This is a genomic window from Larkinella humicola (assembly GCF_008727875.1).
GTDB classification, from domain to species: Bacteria; Bacteroidota; Bacteroidia; order Cytophagales; family Spirosomataceae; genus Larkinella; species Larkinella humicola.
In genome coordinates, this window is record NZ_VTWS01000011.1 from 96524 (window position 1) to 116925 (window position 20402).

At 43.6% G+C, this 20402-nt stretch carries 24 protein-coding genes; 18 read left to right on the plus strand and 6 right to left on the minus strand.

Annotated elements, in window-relative coordinates; translation table 11 throughout:
- Positions 1–102: 102 nt before the first annotated feature.
- Positions 103–531 carry an EthD family reductase gene (locus tag F0P93_RS28965; RefSeq protein ID WP_150881295.1) on the minus strand — a complete coding sequence of 143 codons (429 nt, stop codon included), beginning with the start codon at positions 529–531 and terminating at the stop codon, positions 103–105.
- A gap of 124 nt (positions 532–655) precedes the next feature.
- On the opposite strand from F0P93_RS28965, the gene F0P93_RS28970 reads away from it, so the two are divergent.
- Both F0P93_RS28970 and F0P93_RS31625 read left to right on the plus strand, forming a co-directional pair.
- Positions 656–1519, plus strand: coding sequence for a LysR substrate-binding domain-containing protein (locus tag F0P93_RS28970; protein ID WP_150881296.1), 864 nt, complete (start codon positions 656–658; stop codon positions 1517–1519).
- Between the two features lie 35 nt (positions 1520–1554).
- A complete protein-coding gene (locus F0P93_RS31625) occupies positions 1555–1698 on the plus strand; it encodes a hypothetical protein (RefSeq protein WP_191908950.1) in 144 nt (47 codons plus the stop codon).
- Positions 1699–2219: 521 nt separating this feature from the next.
- Here the strand turns inward: F0P93_RS31625 and F0P93_RS28975 are convergent.
- Both F0P93_RS28975 and F0P93_RS28980 read right to left on the minus strand, forming a co-directional pair.
- A complete protein-coding gene (locus tag F0P93_RS28975) occupies positions 2220–3068 on the minus strand; it encodes a DUF1206 domain-containing protein (RefSeq protein ID WP_225309696.1) in 849 nt (282 codons plus the stop codon).
- Positions 3069–3552: 484 nt separating this feature from the next.
- Positions 3553–4029, minus strand: a complete 477-nt coding sequence (locus F0P93_RS28980) for a YybH family protein (RefSeq protein WP_150881297.1) — start codon at positions 4027–4029, stop codon at positions 3553–3555.
- A gap of 349 nt (positions 4030–4378) precedes the next feature.
- Between F0P93_RS28980 and F0P93_RS31630 the strand changes: the two genes are divergently transcribed.
- From F0P93_RS31630 to F0P93_RS29005, 6 genes are all read left to right on the plus strand, one after another.
- The gene (locus F0P93_RS31630; RefSeq protein ID WP_191908951.1) at positions 4379–4552 is read left to right on the plus strand and encodes a hypothetical protein; all 174 of its coding nucleotides are present in this window, start codon (positions 4379–4381) and stop codon (positions 4550–4552) included.
- Between the two features lie 345 nt (positions 4553–4897).
- Positions 4898–5476 carry a Crp/Fnr family transcriptional regulator gene (locus F0P93_RS28985; protein ID WP_150881298.1) on the plus strand — a complete coding sequence of 193 codons (579 nt, stop codon included), beginning with the start codon at positions 4898–4900 and terminating at the stop codon, positions 5474–5476.
- Positions 5477–5559: 83 nt separating this feature from the next.
- Positions 5560–6180, plus strand: a complete 621-nt coding sequence (locus tag F0P93_RS28990; protein WP_150881299.1) for a hypothetical protein — start codon at positions 5560–5562, stop codon at positions 6178–6180.
- Between the two features lie 248 nt (positions 6181–6428).
- Entirely contained in the window at positions 6429–6800 is a 372-nt protein-coding gene (locus F0P93_RS28995; RefSeq protein WP_150881300.1) for a DUF6567 family protein, read from the plus strand.
- Between the two features lie 139 nt (positions 6801–6939).
- Positions 6940–7566, plus strand: coding sequence for a hypothetical protein (locus F0P93_RS29000; RefSeq protein ID WP_150881301.1), 627 nt, complete (start codon positions 6940–6942; stop codon positions 7564–7566).
- Positions 7567–7836: 270 nt separating this feature from the next.
- The gene (locus tag F0P93_RS29005) at positions 7837–10353 is read left to right on the plus strand and encodes a BT4734/BF3469 family protein (protein ID WP_150881302.1); all 2517 of its coding nucleotides are present in this window, start codon (positions 7837–7839) and stop codon (positions 10351–10353) included.
- Here F0P93_RS29005 and F0P93_RS29010 read toward each other — a convergent pair.
- Positions 10350–10532, minus strand: coding sequence for a hypothetical protein (locus tag F0P93_RS29010; protein ID WP_150881303.1), 183 nt, complete (start codon positions 10530–10532; stop codon positions 10350–10352). The genes F0P93_RS29005 and F0P93_RS29010 overlap by 4 nt on opposite strands.
- Positions 10533–10852: 320 nt before the next feature.
- Here F0P93_RS29010 and F0P93_RS29015 point away from each other — a divergent pair, with 320 nt between their 5' ends.
- From F0P93_RS29015 to F0P93_RS29035, 5 genes are all read left to right on the plus strand, one after another.
- A complete protein-coding gene (locus F0P93_RS29015) occupies positions 10853–11119 on the plus strand; it encodes a hypothetical protein (RefSeq protein WP_150881304.1) in 267 nt (88 codons plus the stop codon).
- Between the two features lie 35 nt (positions 11120–11154).
- Positions 11155–11580, plus strand: coding sequence for a DUF3127 domain-containing protein (locus F0P93_RS29020; protein ID WP_150881305.1), 426 nt, complete (start codon positions 11155–11157; stop codon positions 11578–11580).
- The gene (locus F0P93_RS29025; protein WP_150881306.1) at positions 11580–12011 is read left to right on the plus strand and encodes a hypothetical protein; all 432 of its coding nucleotides are present in this window, start codon (positions 11580–11582) and stop codon (positions 12009–12011) included. The genes F0P93_RS29020 and F0P93_RS29025 overlap by 1 nt, the downstream gene beginning before the upstream one ends.
- A 481-nt stretch (positions 12012–12492) precedes the next feature.
- A complete protein-coding gene (locus F0P93_RS29030; RefSeq protein WP_150881307.1) occupies positions 12493–13383 on the plus strand; it encodes a hypothetical protein in 891 nt (296 codons plus the stop codon).
- A 384-nt stretch (positions 13384–13767) separates the two neighbouring features.
- Positions 13768–14616 carry a hypothetical protein gene (locus F0P93_RS29035; protein ID WP_150881308.1) on the plus strand — a complete coding sequence of 283 codons (849 nt, stop codon included), beginning with the start codon at positions 13768–13770 and terminating at the stop codon, positions 14614–14616.
- A gap of 267 nt (positions 14617–14883) precedes the next feature.
- Here the strand turns inward: F0P93_RS29035 and F0P93_RS29040 are convergent, their stop codons facing one another.
- The gene (locus tag F0P93_RS29040) at positions 14884–15144 is read right to left on the minus strand and encodes a hypothetical protein (RefSeq protein ID WP_150881309.1); all 261 of its coding nucleotides are present in this window, start codon (positions 15142–15144) and stop codon (positions 14884–14886) included.
- A 95-nt stretch (positions 15145–15239) separates the two neighbouring features.
- A complete protein-coding gene (locus tag F0P93_RS29045; protein ID WP_150881310.1) occupies positions 15240–15449 on the minus strand; it encodes a hypothetical protein in 210 nt (69 codons plus the stop codon).
- A 277-nt stretch (positions 15450–15726) separates the two neighbouring features.
- Between F0P93_RS29045 and F0P93_RS29050 the strand changes: the two genes are divergently transcribed.
- From F0P93_RS29050 to F0P93_RS29070, 5 genes are all read left to right on the plus strand, one after another.
- Positions 15727–16041, plus strand: coding sequence for a hypothetical protein (locus F0P93_RS29050; RefSeq protein WP_150881311.1), 315 nt, complete (start codon positions 15727–15729; stop codon positions 16039–16041).
- A 49-nt stretch (positions 16042–16090) separates the two neighbouring features.
- Positions 16091–16339 carry a hypothetical protein gene (locus F0P93_RS29055; RefSeq protein WP_150881312.1) on the plus strand — a complete coding sequence of 83 codons (249 nt, stop codon included), beginning with the start codon at positions 16091–16093 and terminating at the stop codon, positions 16337–16339.
- Complete coding sequence (locus F0P93_RS29060) at positions 16336–17196, plus strand: hypothetical protein (RefSeq protein ID WP_150881313.1); 861 nt, start codon at positions 16336–16338, stop codon at positions 17194–17196. The genes F0P93_RS29055 and F0P93_RS29060 overlap by 4 nt, the downstream gene beginning before the upstream one ends.
- A 442-nt stretch (positions 17197–17638) precedes the next feature.
- Positions 17639–19735, plus strand: a complete 2097-nt coding sequence (locus F0P93_RS29065; protein ID WP_150881314.1) for a hypothetical protein — start codon at positions 17639–17641, stop codon at positions 19733–19735.
- A 200-nt stretch (positions 19736–19935) separates the two neighbouring features.
- Positions 19936–20400 carry a hypothetical protein gene (locus F0P93_RS29070; RefSeq protein ID WP_150881315.1) on the plus strand — a complete coding sequence of 155 codons (465 nt, stop codon included), beginning with the start codon at positions 19936–19938 and terminating at the stop codon, positions 20398–20400.
- Positions 20401–20402 lie beyond the last annotated feature (2 nt).

Below are 20402 nucleotides of genomic sequence, written 5' to 3' on the forward strand. Positions count from 1 at the left end.
TCTTTTCGTATTCAATCCTGGAAAGCCTGCCTCTTTCCGAAGACGAATTTACAACGCAAGCGATCCAACATTCAGTTACACCTGTTTGCCAAGATGTTCGGTTTACTTTACCACCTCACTCACCAGAATGACAGGACTGATATTGGTATAATTTGGAAAATCCGCACGAATGGCATCCCTGTTTGGTCCGATAGACGCTTGATAGTCACTTAAGCTTTTCACATAAAATGTGCCAATAGCCATAAAAGGCAGAGGTTGGTTAGGAATTCCACTGGCAAGGCCTTTTTCAATGGTGTATTTAACCAAATTCGATCCTAAATACCCTGCTACCATAGGCATGTGCCTGGTCTCATAGTACTCCATGTTAAATGTTTTACCTTCGGCATAAGGGTACATAATGGATACTTTAACCAAGGCTTTTTCAACTACAGCCGTGTTTTTCCCTGTAGATTTTCGAGATTCCTTTTCCTGGCTAAACGCAGTAAAACCAGCGGTTAAAAGAAAAAATGATACGATCAGTTTACATTTCATACGTAATCTATTTAAGAGGTAAAATGCTCAATTTGAACCCATACTCCGCAAATATCTAAACTGTACTTATCTTTACAAAACGCTATTTTTCGATGAAATCAATCGATAAAACCGATTTGGAAATATGGAATTGAGACAGCTCAACTATTTCTTAAAAGCCAAAGAATTATTAAATTTTACGGAAGCTGCCAAGGCTTTGAATATCAGCCAAAGCACGCTCTCTCAGCAAATTAAGCAACTGGAAGACGAATTAACGATTCCGTTATTTAACCGTATCGGAAAACGGATTACAGTTACTGAAGCTGGTTACCTGTTTGGTGAGTATGCTTTGCAGTGCATAAATAAAGCTCATGAAGGGTTATTGCTTTTGCAAGATTTGAAAAACCTGATTACGGGAAAAATCACCATCGGTGTGATTTACTCCATGCGGATTCCTTTTGCCAAAACATTGATTCAGTTTGCAACATACTATCCGAATATTAAAATCCAGGTTGTATTTGGCACCACAAAAGACCTCCTCGAAAGACTTAATCTGCATCAATTTGACTTTGTGTTGATATTCCATGAAAAGTCTGAAGAAGCACACCTGAACTATCAACCTCTTTTAAGCTCGAATATGGTGCTGGTAACAGCTAAAAAATCATCGCTGGCCCAAAGAAGCACGATTTCACTTCATGAAGTGGCTGAGCTCCCATTGGCTTTGCCTTTTAGCGGTTACAGCACGATACAGTTTTTTGAGGAATCATTCCGCCGAAAAAATCTGGACCCGAATATTTGTATGGAGATAAATGATATACCTACTTTATTTGAAATTGTAAAAACAGGGCATTGGCACACGATATTAAGTGATATCAGTATAAACGATCCTGATGTAGTGGCCATCCCCATCAAAGGAAAAAACATGAGACGAACCATTATGATCGTTTCTCTCAAAGAAGCCTATGAAAAGAATGCGGTGAAAAAATTCTATGAGATGCTGAAAAATTAAGTTAAAGCATGAAGGGGTACTCTTGTCGACTTACGATGACCTTAGGTACCGACGACAACATTCTGGACAAGGTTGTTGCCAGCGGAACGTGCGGGAATCTGCGCCAGCACACCCGGCGTTCGCCATTCGGTCGGAAACCCGGACCTGAACAAAACCGACGAATCCCTGACCGGCGCTGATCAAGAAGCTGCTTTCTGACGTTCTAATGCACAATGTTGAACCTGCCCGATGGTTTGCTGCTGCCATCTTATCCTCTCAATGAAAACGGCCGGTGATCAGAAAACCGTACTGCACCTGGCAAACAGCATCGTGTTGCGGCTGGTCAACTCGACCCCAATGTAAACAGAAATTAGAGTGCCATACGCTCAAGAGTCATAAGTTGATCGAACGACCTGTAGCCCTGGACTTAAATCGAGTTCACTGAGGCTACTCTATTTCAATTTTCCACGAGTGTACCACCCTTTATGATTGTCTTCCCGGCTAAAAAATGCCGGTAGTTGGCGAACAGATCATGATCGAACGAGATCAAATCGTCAGGCGATCACACGGTTTCTTTCATCGGGCAACAACGAACTCCACGTTGGTTCTGACCCATTCGGTTTTCCGGGTGTGATGAAGAGCACGGTTGAAAGCTACAAATTGGCCAATTTATAAAATTCTTTGCGAGACCCGGTCCGGCTAACCTGCTCGTCCGGGCGACTTAACTATTCGTGTTGATCACTTCGTACCGGGCGCGTACAAACATGAATATACCGTAGCAGAACAACCCCAAGGCTACCGCGCCAAGCAGAAACGAGCCGTAACTGGCTTTCTCCAGAAAAGCAAAAGCACTGCTACTCCCTCCGGCTTCGCTGGCATTAGACTCCATGGCCGCTTTTATAAATAAATACCCGATCAGGCCCCAGACGATGCCCCGCGCGATGTATCCAATTTTCCCGGATCGGATGATCATCTCCTTCAGTTCCGGTTTGATGGATGAGGTCTGGACATTTTTCAGGTATTTACCAGACATAGCCCGGTAGATCTGGTATAACCCGATTCCAATGATACACAGGCCAATCAGGCCGACGAGCCATTGGCCATACGGTTTCTGCAAAATTTCACGAACGAGGGTCTGGCGCGAATGCCCCCCCCCCTGATTACCCCGGCTACCCAATACCATCCGGAAAGAACCATACGCCAGGAATCCATAAACCAACCCGCTGAAGGCATACCCTAACCGACGACCGATGCCTTTGGCGTCGGTCCCTTTGTGCTCGTTATCGAGAAAAGCCTGCGTTAGCCGCCAGAGGGCATAGCAGACCAGACCTGCGGCCACCAGTGCCAGCAAAATCTGCCCAAACGGTTGAGCCAGTATAAATCGAAAGACTCCCTGTTTGTTAAGATTACGTTCCGTACTGCCGCCGATTTCAAAAGCAGCCATAAACGCCAGTATACCCACCAGGCAGTAAACGACTCCTTTGGCCATCAGGCCAAACTTGGCAAAACGCTTCACCCATTCAGGCTGGGTCGAGGGGATGTGGGAGGAGATGCCGGATAAATTCATCATCAAAATCGTTTTGTGTAAGTTGCTTTCAGCCCAATCGGTCTTCTTTAAATAACATAAGTGATTTAAATACTAAATGTTTTATGGTTCGCTGCAGAACAAGCCATCGACGATTGTAGCCGGGCCTCCATCGCGTACTACAATCTGCTTTCCAACAACGCCTTCAAGGGACGTGTAGGACAGCGACAAATCTGACGAGCTGCCCCTGTATAAACACAGCAAGAGCATTCTGACCGCCCTGATCGAAATTGCCAAATGGCGCGTATTCGGCAACTTCAATCAGATTTGTAAACAGAATGTCCAGACGTTCTGGAGTTTCCTGCGGAATTACAGTATAAAGATCATACGCAAAACCGAGCGGATGGCAAGGATATGGAGGATTTTAAAACAGAAGCCGAGTGAGAAATTTGTATTATTTTATAACTCGTTAGACACCATTTATGGTGATAAATAAAGCGTCACGTGCATTTAATTCACTTGGTAAATCTTAGTTTATCCCTTCATTAAGCTTAGCATTTTGGCCTGCTACTATGCGCCAACTGCCCTCTTTGTTGGTTAAGAGGATCGTTCGTCGAAACCGGAAGGTCTGGCCCGGATAGCGTTCATCGCCACTTAGGTCCGTACGGACATGAACCAGTGCCATATCCGGTTTGAGGAAGGTTATATCCTCAATGGAACGGGTGGTAAACTGAGTCGATTTAAAATAGGTCGTGTGGGTTGTTTGGTAGTGTTTCTCAATCTCAGCCCGGCCCTTGTAATAGGCACCAAACCAGTTGACCCAAGTGGCATCCGTATGGTATTGCTCGGCTAATGCTTTAGCATCGTGGCGGTTCCAAGCCTGTTCATAGTTGGTAATAACTGATTTAATGGCTTCTTGGCTTGTTGTCCGGTTGTCCGGCTGGGCACTTGTTGAGTGTGCGAATACGCTTGAAAGGGCAATTAGGGCCAGTACTATCTTTTTCATGATGAAGTGAAAGTATATTTTTCTTATGTGAGGTAAATGAGGTCAAGTCACTCGTCTACACTACTGTCCTCTTTTTATTCAAGGGGGCAGGTTAGTTGACCTGTTTTTTAATAGATAGGGACTGTTGTATCATCAGCAATTATTTAATCAATGACCCAATTTAAGAAAGATTGGATGACTTTTTTGCAATTACTCTTTTAATCCTGTCCTGTCGCATCGCCCTCAAATACCCCATTTTCGCCGGAAATTAGCTGAATCACGATGCTTTCCGGCGACTTTCCCTCTTGTATGGACTCCTGGGCTCCGGCCCATCCAGTTTGGGCGAGAGCCGGGCTATCGGGATTGCTCGGTGAGCCGCAACAACGAAGCCTCCCGCCGGATTGCGGCCGCTATTCTATTTTCGCGCCGGAAAGTGCCGGTGGTCCAAAAGCAGTACAGCTGCATCCTGACACAACAGCACCAGGGTGCGGCTGATCAACTCAGCCCGCTTCCGGTAGCGGGGAAGGACGGCGGAAACGGTTAATGGGTGGTTGCCCAATTGCCGGAACGGGCGGCTGGGGCGTGATACCCCCTCTCTCCATTTACCTTTTCGAAGAGTATTAACCTTCGTCTGGATTCGTCTCACAAACTCAGGCGAGGTCTAAAAAATAAAACATTACAGCAGAAGATAATGATTTGAGAGCCATTTTCACTTATATTGAAAAGGGTTTGGTAGTAGGCCAGGTGTCGGGGTAAACGGGCGTTTGGTGCGATGACCAACCAGGCTTACTCTACGACAACACAAAGTACGCATTGCGATTTTGTGTTGAGCGTGCGTCAATCGGCGAGTTGGTAGCAAGTGTACAAAAAGCAATAATATACAAAAACAATGCAAGACACACTATTTGACTTTATATCTAACTACATTTCTCTGACAGAAGATGAGAAGAACGCACTACTTTCGTTAGACCTGTTTCACTCGGTAAAGAAAGGGACAACTTTACTCAAAGAGGGACAAAAATCACAAGATTTCTATTTTGTTTTAAAAGGATGCATACGGAAATATTACATCATAGATGGTGAAGAAAAAACTACCGCTTTTTACACCGAAATGGACGCCTTAACACCTCATTGTGTTTTAACTAATACTCCTTCCGAATATTTCATTAGTTGTGTCGAAGACAGCATTCTTTTGATCTCAAATTCTGATGTAAGCGCAGAGATAAACAATAAATTTCCAAAGTTTGACATAATGTGTAGAATATTGTCGGAAGAATTGTTAGCCAAACAACAGATCAATTTTGACGAGTTTAAGACGTCTTCGCCTGAACTACGATACCTGAACTTATTGCAAAATAGACCAGACCTTATTCAACGTGTCCCACAACACCAATTAGCGAGCTATTTAGGTATAAAACCTCAATCATTAAGCAGACTAAGAGCAAGAATTCTTGAAAAGAAGAGCTAAGATGCATTTCTTAACTTAAGTGAACGAATTATGGCAACTCGCCAATTTACTTTTGCCGTATCGTTTCACACAAAGAAAAGGAAATGCAAAAGAAATCTTTATGGATTGGACTTGTCTTAATGTTGGCAGGCAGTCTACAAGTGAATGCACAATATGACAAACAAGATAGCACCTACAAAAGGTGGTTCGTTGGGAGTACATTCTTGTTGTTAGGAAATTTTGATAAAGTAAACAATCCTGAGTTTATACAATTAAATATTGGATATAGAATAACCCCTAATGATGTTGTTTCCTTTGAATTTAAAAGATCCATTTATTCTTGGCCATTAGGTATCCCTTGGGGAAAATCATTTGATGCGCCGGGAGAAAACTATCCTGGACATGCACGCATACTTGCCCCTACCTTAGCATACCAGCGTTTTTGGTGGAAGGGAGTCTATACATCCGTTCATGCACTGAACGCTTTTGAAAAATACATGCATGCGGATAATAAAAAAATTGGAAATGGATACACGCTATATTTAACCTACCGTTTGGGTTACCAGCTTAAGTTTTTTAAAAACCGTTTCTTTTTTGAACCATCTATAGGTTTTACTCATTGGCCTGTAAGGACTAAGGTACCACAATCTTTTGAATTAAAAGAAAGTAAATGGCCTAAATACTTTGGCTATGAACCCGGGTTTCATTTTGGGTATAACTTTTAGTATCCTTATCGAGAAATTAACCGAATACCTTTCAACATAATCCCCCCAACCGCTTCCCCGTTTAAGAATAGGTTTTTTTATAAAACCTTCCATTGTGGCCATGTCCTGTCCTGTGAGCACCAACATGCCGGAAATTTTTAAAGGACAAGACAACAAGTGGAAAAAGCACTTCATCGGTGACCCGGACCTGCATTTCGCATTTAAAGTTTAATACATTCCTAACAATAAATAAATAAATAAATACTACAATGAAAAAGACCGGCATTTATTCCGTATTGATATTGCTCACAGCATTTCTTAGTTCATGCGGGATTGGTACCGCCCTTGTTACCAACCACAATCAAAACGCCACGGAGGTACACTTAAGTGGGAACAACTTCAAAGTAATTGATCAGGTAAGCGGAAGTTCGGAGGTATCATATGTATTGGCAATTGGAGGTATGAGAAAAAGGCAATTGTACGAAAATGCGTATTCAACGATGATGAAAAAAGCCAACCTGTTGAATGGTTCCAAAGCCATAATCAACGTGATGACAGAGGAACACGTCAGTGGTTTTGCTCCTTTCTATGTCAGAAGAACGATAACTGTGAGTGCTCAAGTCGTTGAATTTACGAGGTAAGTAAAAGATGTATCATCAAGCCGGTTAAGAAAAAGAAGCCTTAAAGAAAGAGCTAAAATGTATTTCTTAACTTAAGTGAACGAGTTATGGCAACTCGTCAATCTACTTTTGCAATATCGTTTTACATAAAGAAAAGGAAATGCAAAAGAAAATTTTATTCATTGGTTTTGTCTTGATGATGACAAGCACGCTCCAACTCAGTGCACAATATGCTAAGACAGACAGCACTTACAAACGGTGGTTCGTTGGTAGCACTGTATTTTTATTAGGTAATTTGGCTTCCACAAACCCTCCCGACTTCGCTCAACTCAATTTTGGCTATCGCATTACAGGAAAAGATGTCATTACATTAGAACCAAAAACCTGGAAATATGCCTGGCCAAATGGTATTCACCCATTTTTAAACAAAGCGTACGGAAAGAAGGAAGAAAAATTTCCGGGGTACATTCGTGAGTATGGCTTATCAGTGGCATACCAACGATTTTTTGGGGAAAGTTTATATGCCGAACTTAATGTAATGCCTTCTTATCAAGATTTTGTAAACGACAAAGGCAAAAAAATTGACAACGGGTTTCAGATTTTTAATACCTACCGCATTGGTTATCACATCAAACTATTTAAGGATAGATTTTTTATTCAACCATCAATTGCAATTACCCACCGTGCTTATCACACAAAAATGCCTGATGAATTTAAACAACTAGACGACAAATGGTCGAAATTTGTCTTCGGAGAACCGGGGTTTCATTTTGGGTTTAATTTTTAGTTTATTAATTATGAATACACAAAAAACGCCACAAAATACACGGAAAGACATCAAAGTTAATTTGTAACTGAAGCTCGTTACGCTATGGATTAGTTTTATATCTCTCTATGTCTGTGTTGGTTATTTCCACATCTATATGGAGCACCAGATAGAAAAAAGTCTGAGACGGTAAAGTAACTCATTTCCTGTTGCAGTGGTATAGTCTGCTGGCGGATCTGATCCTGCTGGCGCTGGGCATCTGTTGCCCGCGCCTGTGGATCTGGCTGATGGATGAACCCAAAAAGAAACGCAAGCGATGATCGAGCGCCTTCAGAACTATTCATTTTCCTTTTTCCAGGGGTAATCGACCGAAAAAAGCCCACCGCCACCCTCACCCTGGCGGATGCCGTCCAGATGATTTCGGACGGTACCTACCGGGCGAAAGTGGAACAACTCCGAACGTTTCCGGACCCCAAAGCCCGTAAACCGCCCAAGGACAGCCTGGACTACCTGACGCTTTCGGGCCGGTTTGAACCCTCCCGCCTGGCTAAAAATCTCAAACAGCATTCGGGGCTGATGGCCATTGACTTCGATGACATTGCCCACTTTACCGAAACCCGCCTGCAACTTCAGGCCGATCCGTACATCCTGGTCCTGTTCGAATCCCCTTCCGGTAACCGGCTCAAGGCCGTTGTCGAAACCGACCCGAACCGGCATGCCGATGCCTTTGCGGATCTGGCCTTCTACTTCCGACAGACCTATCAACTGGAGATCGATGCCAGTGGCTCCGATGTGTGCCGCCCCTGCTTCGTCGGTTACGACCCCAACCTCTACGTTAATCCGTTGGCGGAGCCGTATCCCATCAAAGGCCTGGCGAAACGGAAGGAAAAGCCAAAAACTGACATCCAGATCAGGAAGGATGCGACGGAGGTTTTCCGCCACGTGGCGGCCGTGGTCGAGCGGATTGTTGCCGCCCGTGTCGATATCACCGGCAACTACTCCCATGAATGGCTTCTGATTGCTTTTTGCATGGCCACCCTCAGCGAAGATGGCCGGGCCTTATTCCACCAGGTTAGTCAGTTCAACCCGAACTACATGGTGGAAGATGCCGATGAGAAATTTACCAATGCCATCCAGACCACCCGGTTTACGCACCCCTGGAAATTCTTTCAGATTGCTAAAGATTACAACATCGACGTGTCCAAACCCCGCCGGGAAAAGAAGGAAACGGCACCCGAAGAAAGCAAACCGCAGCCCGATCCGGAAGCCAAACCCGTTGACAAACCCAAGAAGGCCGAACGGATTCTATCACAGAACGTCGATTACCGCGACGGCGGGATCTGGATCTGGGTCACCAAGAACTGGATCTGCGTGGCCGAAAATTTTCAGATTTACGTCAAGTACTGCACCGAAGACGAAAACGAGGAAAAGTCCTGGATTCTGGAGATTCTGCGCATCGGCATCGCCAAACCGCTCTACATTGAAATTTCCCACGAGGAATTTTGTTCGGCGACCAAACTCAAAAACAAGCTGGCCAGCCACCGACTGGCGCTTAAGATCACCGACACCTACCTGGGTGAACTCTGGCAGCACCTGTTCCGGATGAATTTTCCGAACGCCGTCAAAGTCACCCGGCTGGGTTACCATCCGGAGAGCCGCGTGTTTTTCTTTTCCAACAAAGCCATCAGCGTCGATTCGGCCGATGCGGTGCTGGAACCCGATGAGTTCGGCATCGTGGCGGTCAATCCGCCGGACGGCCAGCCTCCCCTGTGCCTGTCCATGCCGGTGGTCAAGAAAAAACGGGCGCACCTGTTTCAGTTAGCCCCCGGCAACTTGACGTTCAATGAGTGGTTTGGCTTGCTGGTGCAGGTGCACAAATACGAGAATGCGATCATTCCGGCGACTTTCTACCTGATGGCGCTGTTCCGCGACCTGGTGGTCAAACACACCAACGCCAGTCCGATCCTGTATTTGAAGGGCGGAGCCAGCAGCGGAAAAAGCTCCATTGCCCGGTCGCTTTGCCGACTCTACAACCTGCACGAAGCGGTAGCCAACCTCAAAAACAAGAACACCGAAGCGGGGCTGGTCCGGGTGATGTCGCACACCTCCAACGGGATGATCTGGATGGACGAGTACCACAATGATTTTCCGTTTGAAGGCTTGCTGCAGTCGGCTTACGACGACAATGGCTACATCCGGGCCGAAGAAAACAGCCGCGACGGCACCGACACCATCGACATTTACAGCGCCCTGGTGCTGACCTCCAACTACATTCCGGAAAACCCGATTTTCTTCAGCCTCTGTCTGTTTGTGCCCATCACCGAACAGCAGAAAACCGACGAGCAGGTGGAAGCCTTCGCGCGGTTTAAAGACATCGAGCAGGACGGTTTGTCGTTTGTGACGCTGGAAATGCTGAAACACCGGGCGCTGGTGGAAGCCAATCTCAAACAGGCTTACGATGATCTGTATACGCCCCTGAAGGAAGCGACCCGGCACGAAAAACCGGTGGAACGGCTGATCTCCAACATGGCCCGCGTGCTGTCGGTGGCCTACATCCTCCAGATTTTCGGCAAGATCAACCTGCAGTTCGAGGTGACCAGCGACGACGACATTCTGGATGAGTTCGTCGCCATCGGAACGCGCGGGATTCTGCGCCAGCACACCATTCAGACCGAGAAAACGGCGCTGTCGGAATTCTTCGAGATCATCCAGAACCAGTACGAGAACGGCTTTATCCAGGAAGACATTCATTTCCGGTTTGAGGGCAGCCTGCTGCACCTGCGGTTTCCTTCGCTTTATACCATTTAAGCCCAGAAATACCGGCAGACGTTTTGGAAGTCACCGGCCGAGCGCGACACGTTGCGCGACGAAATGCTGGCCTTCGAGTCGCCGGCGAACCCCGACAAATTTTTCCGCAACATCCGGTTTATGACCGACGAGAGCGAAACGGCTCCGGGCGGATCTCGCTCGGTCAGCGGCTCATGCACAATGACTTATAGCAAGATTACCGACAAGTTCGGGGTGGATCTGAGGGGTAGGAAGATCGAAAAAGGCTTAACCTAAACTCAAAAAAAAACCGGCTTTTTGCTACCACGCTACCACAGCAGCAGTAAAGCCCCTGATAATCAGTACTCAATCTGTAATAAAGTTGTGGTAATTCTGTGGTAAAGGTGTGGTAGTGTGGTATTTGTAATATGGGCTACCACAAAAATAATACAGCAAAAGGCACTCAATTCATTAGTATTTAATGCTTTAACTTTTTGTAGTAGTGTGGTAGAAATACAACCGTGAAAAATCAGCAAAAAACATGGAAGCAAACGAAGTCGAAACCGAAAAAGTACAAAAAGCCGAACCGGTGATTGCCCGCTTCAGCCGCTGGCGGGATGGGCAGGGACAACTGTTTCTGGTGCTCTACAAAGTGGGAGGTTTCGATGTCGGCGGCACCTGGCGCGTGAAGCAGATCGGCTTTCTGAATATCGATGAAGAACAACCCCGCGAAGTGCCGCTCCGGGAGTTTCAGGACTGGATTGAGGCCGGGATTCTGACCCGCTTTACGGGGGTCATCGGGCTATAGCAACTCAATTTTTAACTTTATAAAACCAAAATCCCATGCAAGACTCCCAAGTCATTACCGGCAAGTTTTTCGGGGCCGGTGCCATCAAATACGTTGGCGAGAACAATTACGCCGTCCGGTCTTTCTGGATCGACATCACCACCAATCCGGATTTTCCCAATACGCCAGAGTTTCAGTTGAAGGGCGACAAAGTGAACCTGGTCAACGAGCTGCGGAAAGGGCAGTCCGTGGTGATCAAGTACAACCTGGATGGCCGGAAATACGACAAGACGGCGGAAGGCGGGCGGAAAGGGGTGATTACGAACCTGAACGCCTGGCGCATCGAGGTAGTGCAAATGCAGTTGGCGGCAACGGTGGCCACGGCTCCCCAGGCGGCTCCCGCCCTGCGACCGGCGGGATTGCCGCAGCCCGCGCCGACCAGCCCCTCTTTTCAGGAAGAAGATAACGATCTGCGGTTCTGATGCCCGTCGATTACAAACGCTATCATCCGAAGTGGAGCCTGATCAGTCGCCTGATCCGGTTCCACCGAGCAAAAGGCCGGTGTGAATGCTGTGGCGTGCGGAACTATGCAGTCGGTCATTGGGAGAAGGGCCAGTGGATTCCGATTGGGGGCAATGCCGAAGCGGATCATCTAGGGGCGGGGTATGGCACCTATAAGGAAGCGGCCGCCTACCGGGACCTCCACAACCATCTGCTGGCCGGGGACGGAACGCCCAGATTGTCGGTGGTGCTAACGGTGGCTCATCTGGATCACGATATCACCCACAACCGGTTCGATAACCTCCAGGCGCGGTGCCAGCTCTGCCATTTGTCGCACGACCGGCGGGACAATGCCGAACGCCGGATGTACGGGCGGACGGGGAGGTTTTACAATCAACTTCGACTTTTATGAATGGGGAAGAGAATAATCTAACAAGGTTCTAACTTTCTCTAATCAATTCATTGCACATGAATCTCTGGTCAATAAATCCCGGTCAATAAACTGACGTTTTTCGTATGTTGATTGTTGGACCGAGTTAAATAGCTGAATAATGATAATGGATTGATATCGAGTTATTGGATAAAATATCCACATTTTAAGGACTTAATCTAATCTCACTCAATGTTTTGATTGGCACAGAAAAAAAAATGTTATTTTGTGAAATGGTAATTTGTGCCATTTACATGAAACCGAGAACTGTCACGTGGCAGGATACGGCCCCGGTTCGTTAAAATGGCCTGTCGCGAGACACAAATTTTGGGGTCAAAACGGAGTTGTGATTTTTAGACCAATTTAATCGGTTGTTCTTTAAAAGCGGGTAAAGCGACATTGCAGATTTGACCAATGCAGACACTAACCTAAATTATTTGGTTTGACTATAATTTTTAACATAATGATACGAGCAACGAAGGCTTTTCTTATTTTACTTTTTTGTATACAACTCTCCAATGCAAATACGCCCACAGACTCTTTAAAAGCTCAAATGGTGAAATTAAGTGGAGTCTTTAAAAAACAGGGAGAACTATTGAAAAAGCAAAACGACTCTTTGCAACGTGAAATCTTATATTATAAAGTAAAGGAAGATTTTTATACCGAATCATTGGGAGGACAAACGGCTATATTTTCCTTTATAACTGGCACCCTGCTTACTTTAGCTGCCTTTATATCCTGGAAATTTATTTCAGATCGAATTTCAACGGTTAAAAGAGATCTTTCTAATGAAATAGATTCTGTAGAAAAAAAATTAGAAGAGAAACAAGAAAATGATATTATAGTTAGGTATCAGACACTTAAAAATGGCTTTGATCTTGGACATACAATGTTAAGTTCAATGACGGAAAGTAAAATAGGTTCAGAAATAGGTGAAATAGATTTTGGAATCGGTGTTTTTATGGGAATAACATTGATGGTCCAAGCTAATCAAGCAATTAAAGTTCATCCTAAACGCTTGATAAATAGTTCCAGATTCAATGAGGATCCACAACAGTTTATTAATACATTTAATAACTTATCTCTTTTTGTTAGAGGTAGGCTATTATCAATTATCGATATATTAGATAACTCAAATATAGAAACTTTGGAATTTATGATGAAAATGTATACACCAATGTGTGAATATAATTTAATCCAATTAATAGAAGATATATTTGAAGGTGGCAGAAGAAGTGATATTATAGAAATAAAATTTTTGTATTCAAATTTAATCAAAGAAATAACCAAAATATCTAGTGATATGAAAAATAAAACATCAGTAATAGATATTGAAAGCGAAGAGGAAAAATAAAATAACGCTTCGACTATTTCGCTATTCTAAAAATATATGTTCGATTGAGCACTTCCATGTGAGCAATTATAGGCTTTAATTCTTTAAAAAACCACCTAAATAATGGCCGAAGCTATCACCATCGTTTCGGTTCAATATTCTATATACTGATTAACGAAAACCACATTCTCCGGACAACTGCAAGGATTGTCTTAGGCAGTTGGAAATGCATCATCTCGAAAAGTTACCCCAACCAGTCAAAAATCGTCCGATTCATTACTCACTTATTTTGCGGACTTAGGTAAATACGTTGGTTTTATTAAATTGGGTAACCTACTGTTTAATGATTCCAAAAATGGTTTTCGGCGTAAATCCGAACTTTTTCATCAGTAATCAATTCATGGAATGAATGTAAAAAACCTCAGTCGAGTTTACCTCATACTCGTCCCTTTTGTGGTGGCAATACTTGGTTTTGCCTTAGGGCATAGTCATTACAAGCTGTATATTCCCATTTGGCTCATTCACGCCGGTTTAATGAGCTGGGCAACATGGACCCTGAGTAAAGAGTCCATCCACAATCAGCATCAGCGAAAAAGTCATCTCCTCATTGGCATTTTGTTTCTGATAGCTCCCTGGCTATTTATCGCCATTTTTGCCGGTATGGGTCCACCACCCACCACGGCAAAAGCCTGGGTAGCTACCGCTACTGAACAACAAGTGCGCTACTGTATTCTGGTGATTAGCGGGGTATTGATCACCATTGGATTTACCTTCTTAAGCCATCAATTAAAACAAGCGGGTGAAGAGGTTTATTCGTTGCTCGGGTTAGTAGCCTTTTTTTTGGCAATGCCCTTGTTCATACTTAATATGACGTACTGGGGTAGCTTTTTAACCGAATCTTTCCGGATTTTTGTAGCCTCTGGTTCGACTAAAAGACCTGACTGGTACTTACCTTTGCGAGACCTATTTGCCTGGATAAGCGGAATTGAAGTAGGGTTGACCTACTTGGCCAGTGCTGCTTTTGGGGCCTCGCTGAAAACGACTCGTTGGTTCAAGCCACGAGCTTGCTGGAGCTACATCCTGATTAGTTTACTAGGCTTTTTACTGAGCGTCTTACCAGACTTCTCCTTGATGCCCCTTACGGTCGGCTCTTATTTGGTTTCTATTCCAGCAATTCCGTTTATAATACCCTACTTAATGGCGGTTAATCTGCTGAGTCGTTCTGGCACGATTCAACCAGTTCAAGAAATTTAATTATTTCTACAAAGCAGGCATCTTACCATTTTGAAACCTATCTAACGAATTACCTACCTAATCTAACGTGAGTTATACAGGCCCATTAAGGGAAAGGAAATTTCTTCCAAGTTTCCTTATTGGTATTTAGTTAATAAAACGTCCCAAAAATAAAACCCGACACTGTGCCGGGCTGTGTATGGAGGTACATCAAGATCACTTATTTATTTCACAATTATCAAACCATCTATTATGGACACAAGCCTGATTCCGGAGCGGAAAGAAGGATTAGTCTTCTTGCTTATTAAATGCCATCTGATAGCCATCAGCTACAAACAAAGGAGCGTGCTTAGTATGTACAATAATAACATCGGTGGGGCCACGCTGCAGGATACTGTAATCTTTTCCACTCCGTTGGGTCAGGCTGTTGGCTCGACCAGACGCTTCAGCAAGATTAGCACAAGTCCTGATTTTGGGCTTTTCAGTCCAGATTTCAGTAACCGATTTGGTAAAAAACCATGAGGCAATGCGCTGAAGAATTTTTGTCATTAGTAGAAGTTTGATTACAGAGTACAATAATTGATCCAACTAAAGTCAAGTAAAGAAAACCTCCGATATGGAAAGAAAGCATTTTTGCAATCACATTAGAGGCTATTCATCCTTTTGTTCATAAACCGAAATCCAAGGAGCGTGTAGAGAGCAAGGGCCGAAGTTTCATAAAAAGCTTCAAAGTGCTCGCGCTGATAAACCCCGGTTTGGTAATCAGTTACCCAATCAAAAATCGCATAGCAATATGCCGCGAAGCAAACTAAAACCCCTGCCACCAAAAGGATGGCGACTAACTGACCTTTCATAGTGCATTTAGAAATGCACTATATAACAAACCAAAGAGCATAACGTAGACAATATACGGCAATTATTGAGGGAATGGCCCTTCGATGTTAATACTCAAGTCAAGAAACTCTACTTTGAAAAATAGGGGCATAGATTTTCAAAAATGCCATATAATCAATTAAATATTTGAATCGTCCTGTAACTGACCCAATTACGACTGTCGAATTTGGTCCATCATTCGTCCGAAAAAACAAACCCGGACTATATAATGAGCCGGGTTGTAAAAAAACTCTATCCATGCGTGCACCATTTGCGTTAAGTTGGCTCACCAGCCAGAGCAGCCTGCAGACCTGCCAGGACGAGCGCACCGCCCTGCTGCGGGAGAACTCCCGCCGGCAGGCCCTCTTCGACAGCATTCAGTACGCCGGTCAACTGGCCCACGGTCAGCAAATCATTTCCACCCAACAACAACGCATTCATGACTTGCAGGAAAAAATGGTGCGCGACAGTCTGCAGCATCTGTCTGAGCTGGACGCTCTAGGGGCAATCGTCGATTACGTCACGCCAAAAAATACCGTGGGGTCCCGGAGGGACTCCCGCCGACAGCGTTAGCCTCATTCGCGAAGCCATCCGCAAGGCCCCGGCGGTACTCGATTCACTGGTGCGCTACGAGTTTTTAAAACAGCGTACCGGCTACCTCAGGGCCGATGTGCAGCACTGCCAGGCCGAGCGGCTGAGCCTTACCCTTTCAATGATCAAACTGCGGGCCGAACGGGATTCCCTGAAAAAGGTGGTCACCCACCGGGACCCGCTGCGCCCCCGGCTGCAACGCGCCCGGCTCGAAAACTGGAGCTGGCGGGGACTGGCCGCCCTGGGGGTTTACCTTCAACTGCGTAGCTGGATTCGATGAAAACCGTTTGGCTCAACGCCCATTCCTACCCGGTGCCGCAGGCCTGGCACGAATGCACCAGCCGCCAGATCGTGGCGCTCTTGCCGCTGACACTGGTTCCGCTGGAATTACTGGAGCCCCAGGAACGGACGGTACTAAAAGCCCGCGCCTTGGCGGAGCTCATGCCGATTCCGAAAAAAACCGCCCAACAACTGACCGTCGAGCAGCGGTACCGGTTGGGCCAGCTCACGCTCTGGATCTGGAAAGAGAGATTGCAACACAAGCCCCTGGACTGGTTTGAAGTCGACGGCGTTCGCTACCACCTGCCCGATCCGCACTACAGCAACACCTCGGCTATTGAAATTGCGATGGCCAATATGCACTACCTGGCCTACACCCGCCCCGAAAACCCCAATTCGATGGCGGTGTATGCGCTGATCGCCACGCTGTGCCGCCCGGTGCGCAAAGACGCCGAGACGTTCCGCCAGTCGGCCGACTGGAACGGTGATCTGCGCGAAGAATTCAATTCAGTGCTGGCCGACGAACGCGCCCGCAAGTTTCAGAAGCTGTCCATCGGGCAGGTCATGGCGGTGCTGAAATATTTCGAATGGATGAACAACCGGTTTTTTGAGAGCTACCAGGATGTCTACGACAGCGACGAGTCGGACGAACCGCCCCTGTACAAAAACGGCGAAGGCATCCTGACCTCGCTGATGGACATTGCCAAACTGGGCGTTTTCGGCAACTTCGATCAGGTCTGCAAACAGAACGTGCACACGGTCTGGATTTTTCTGCGGGACAACAACCTAAAGATTAAACGGGAAACTAAACTGATGGAAAAGGAAATAGAAAGTTATCGAGATTCGCAAAGTTGTTAGAGACCATGTTAAATTATTTGAGAGAATCTAACATTTGGTAGGATTTCGTATATACCCAAATTATCGAGTTCCCCTCCATGACTTTTTATTTCAATAGATAAACTGGTAATGTTCCATGGAAAATGAGATTAGGCCAGGATGAAAAATAGTAACTCACTAGAATAAATATATTATTGAGCTTAGAGACAATTATAATTTATTATACCTATCTAGTAAACGACACCAGTTGGAAATAAAAGGAAGATCAATAAAGAAAACATTAAAAAGCCGATAATATTCTCAGCTCAATATTAAACTATAATCTAAGTGCGAACCCATTGCAAAGAATATGAAAAGAAGTGCTCTATTAAAAATACGGGAAATTTCCCATTGCGAGGAATTAAGAAAAACACTTATTTAAAGGTTTCAAATTATTATGTAAAAACATCCCCTTAACTTCAAAATGGTATTAATGCTTAACCTCGCTGAAATAATTTCCACTGCTTTCATAAGCCTTGTCGGAATACTTTTATTTTCCTTCGTTATCATATCCGTAGAGCTAAGAAGAGTATACAACAAATATGAAAAAGCGAAGACTAACAATGAATTACATATAATTCATGCACCAATTTATAATTTTTTTATAAATATTATTGCTTTCTGGAAAAAGGGGACACCAAAAACAATCAGAAAAATCCTAAACGACTTAGACAATGTAAAAAATGACAATATTTCACACCCTAGAGTTATGTTCGCTTTATATTCCATAGTTGATTTAATATTTTTCTTAACTACTGCAAGAATTATATTTTACTTCGACCATCACTTACTTCATAAATATGATAAAGACCCATTCTATACTTTAGTTGAGCATATTGATGCAGCCGGAATACTAAATGGAATACTTGGTGTTGGTATCGCATGTATCATTGCATTAATTATCTACAAAGATGATCTAACAGAAAGAGAAAAATTAAAAAATGTAACAACCGACTTACAAGATAAAGTTCAATATTTATTAACAAATTATACTGCATTAAGACTAGTAAACACATTTGATGGGAGACTTGAATCATTTGAGCACATTTTAAAAATCCAACAAGATAATATAAAAACTAATGAATTTTACATGATGAATTATTCAGCAGATTTTGGATATTTAAGATGCAATAATTTAGATATATTACTGTCATCTATTAAAGAAGAAAAGGATTTTGCTTCTGAAATGTTTGGGGCACATGAAAATTATAAAAAAGAAATTATAGATTTAAGGCAAAAACTAATAGAGTTATGCAGAAAAAATCCCAATAGTACTAACATATCTTTTTTAGATACTTCATCAGAAAATAGCCAAGAAGGAAAATCAAGATATCACCGATACCTTTCGCGAGTATTTGATTATGCAACGATAATACCATGGAAAAGAATAAAGAACATTCAGACAAGGAAAGAATTGGATACTCTATTAATTAATGATCAAGTCACAAATAGAATGGTAACATATATATATTTTGAATTGAGCTCAGAAATGCAAAATATATCCAAAAAAATAGTAAAGGAAAGGTTTATAAAATTTTTAATACAAAAAAACAACGAAAATATTGAAGAATTCAATAGGATTCCGGGGTTTTCTGTTGACAGGATTGACCGAATTCCTTTTCAATTCATTGTCTCTAAACCTAAAATTGGGCCCGGAAGTGTAAAAAATCAAAGTTGCCTAATTACTTTTTCAAATATAGACGCAATTGGTGAAAACAGTGGGGTATACGCATTCCAAAGCTCTGACAGTGATGTAATTAACAATCTTGCTGCAATCTACAACACTTACAAAAACCAACAGTTAACAAGAAACAATTCTGAAGAATTCACAAACTGGATTACTTTTATAAAACTTTTTGATTTAAATGAAGATAGTGAAGTTTACACTGTACTAAAATTTAAGCCGATTGATGAAAAAGAAATTGAATTACATCACGGAGTAGCTTTGTCAGACTTATTAGCTTTTTCCGAAATAGAAAAATTATTTTTAAATTTCCATGACAAACTCGCAATTGAACAAATGCCTCTATTAAAATATCATTCGAGAAAGGATGAATCAGGAAGAATTACGAGCAATGATTTTGGACTTTTTTCATTTAGGAGAGCAATTTACTTTGCTATTGGGTTATTTGGAAGCGCTAAAAGCGAATCAACATTGGCTGAATACATCTGCAATAATTTTTCGAATGGAATAATAAATCTTCAAAGAAAACCTTTAGAAGGGAATGAGGCAGAAAAGAACACCCTCATAATAAAAAACTTAGGAACCTTCGAAAGTATTTGGAAATTTAACAAACCAGAAGATATAGGAATGATCGCAAAACTACAAGTACATATAAACGGAGGAAATTCTACTTTTTTTATTCTTGGAGGACTTAATCATTATGGTACAGAAAAAATAGCAAACTATCTACGAGACAACTGGTTAAGTATTGCAAAGGAAACCGAAGGAAAACCATTTGTAAAAACTTACAAAATCACTGGAAATTTAATTGAGAAAAATGGTTTCACATTTTTGTAACCTGAAAATTTTAAAACTTTAAGGTAGCCTTTTTCCTGTATAAATCAATTTATATTACTACAACATATTTTGAATTTTTTCTATTTTAGCTTTAACTAGCGATGTTACTATAATTATTTCGACATTTTAAATCCTAGAACAAATCTTGTCCTATCAATTAGTTCCAACAACTTAGATTTTCGCCAGAAACCATCTAATACATGATGCTTTCCGGCGATTTTACTTCCTACTTGGACTACTTCCGGCAGTGGGCTTCGGCCCACCCCGATCTGAAATTCTTCCTCTACGGCGGGGTCGAAAAGGGTATGGATTACGCCCGATCCTTTCCCGATTTCGATTACCCCCTGGCCTGGCTCGAACAGCCCATCATCCTGCCCGGCGACAACTTTGCCGCCAACCACATGGCCGTCTACAAAACCGGCCTGTCGGTGCTGGTGCAGGCCCCGCTCGACGACAACGACGCCCAGGTGGCCGCCTATGATGACTCGTTCCGGATCATGCTGGCCCTGGTGAAAAAACTACGGCTGGACAACCGCAGCAAAACCATCCTCTGTGATCTCAACAGCATCCGGCTCGAAGCCGTCAGCCTGCTCTGGGTCGACTCGCATTACGGCTGGCGCATGGAACTGAATGTGGAAATGAACCTCAACGAATTTCTGTACTGACC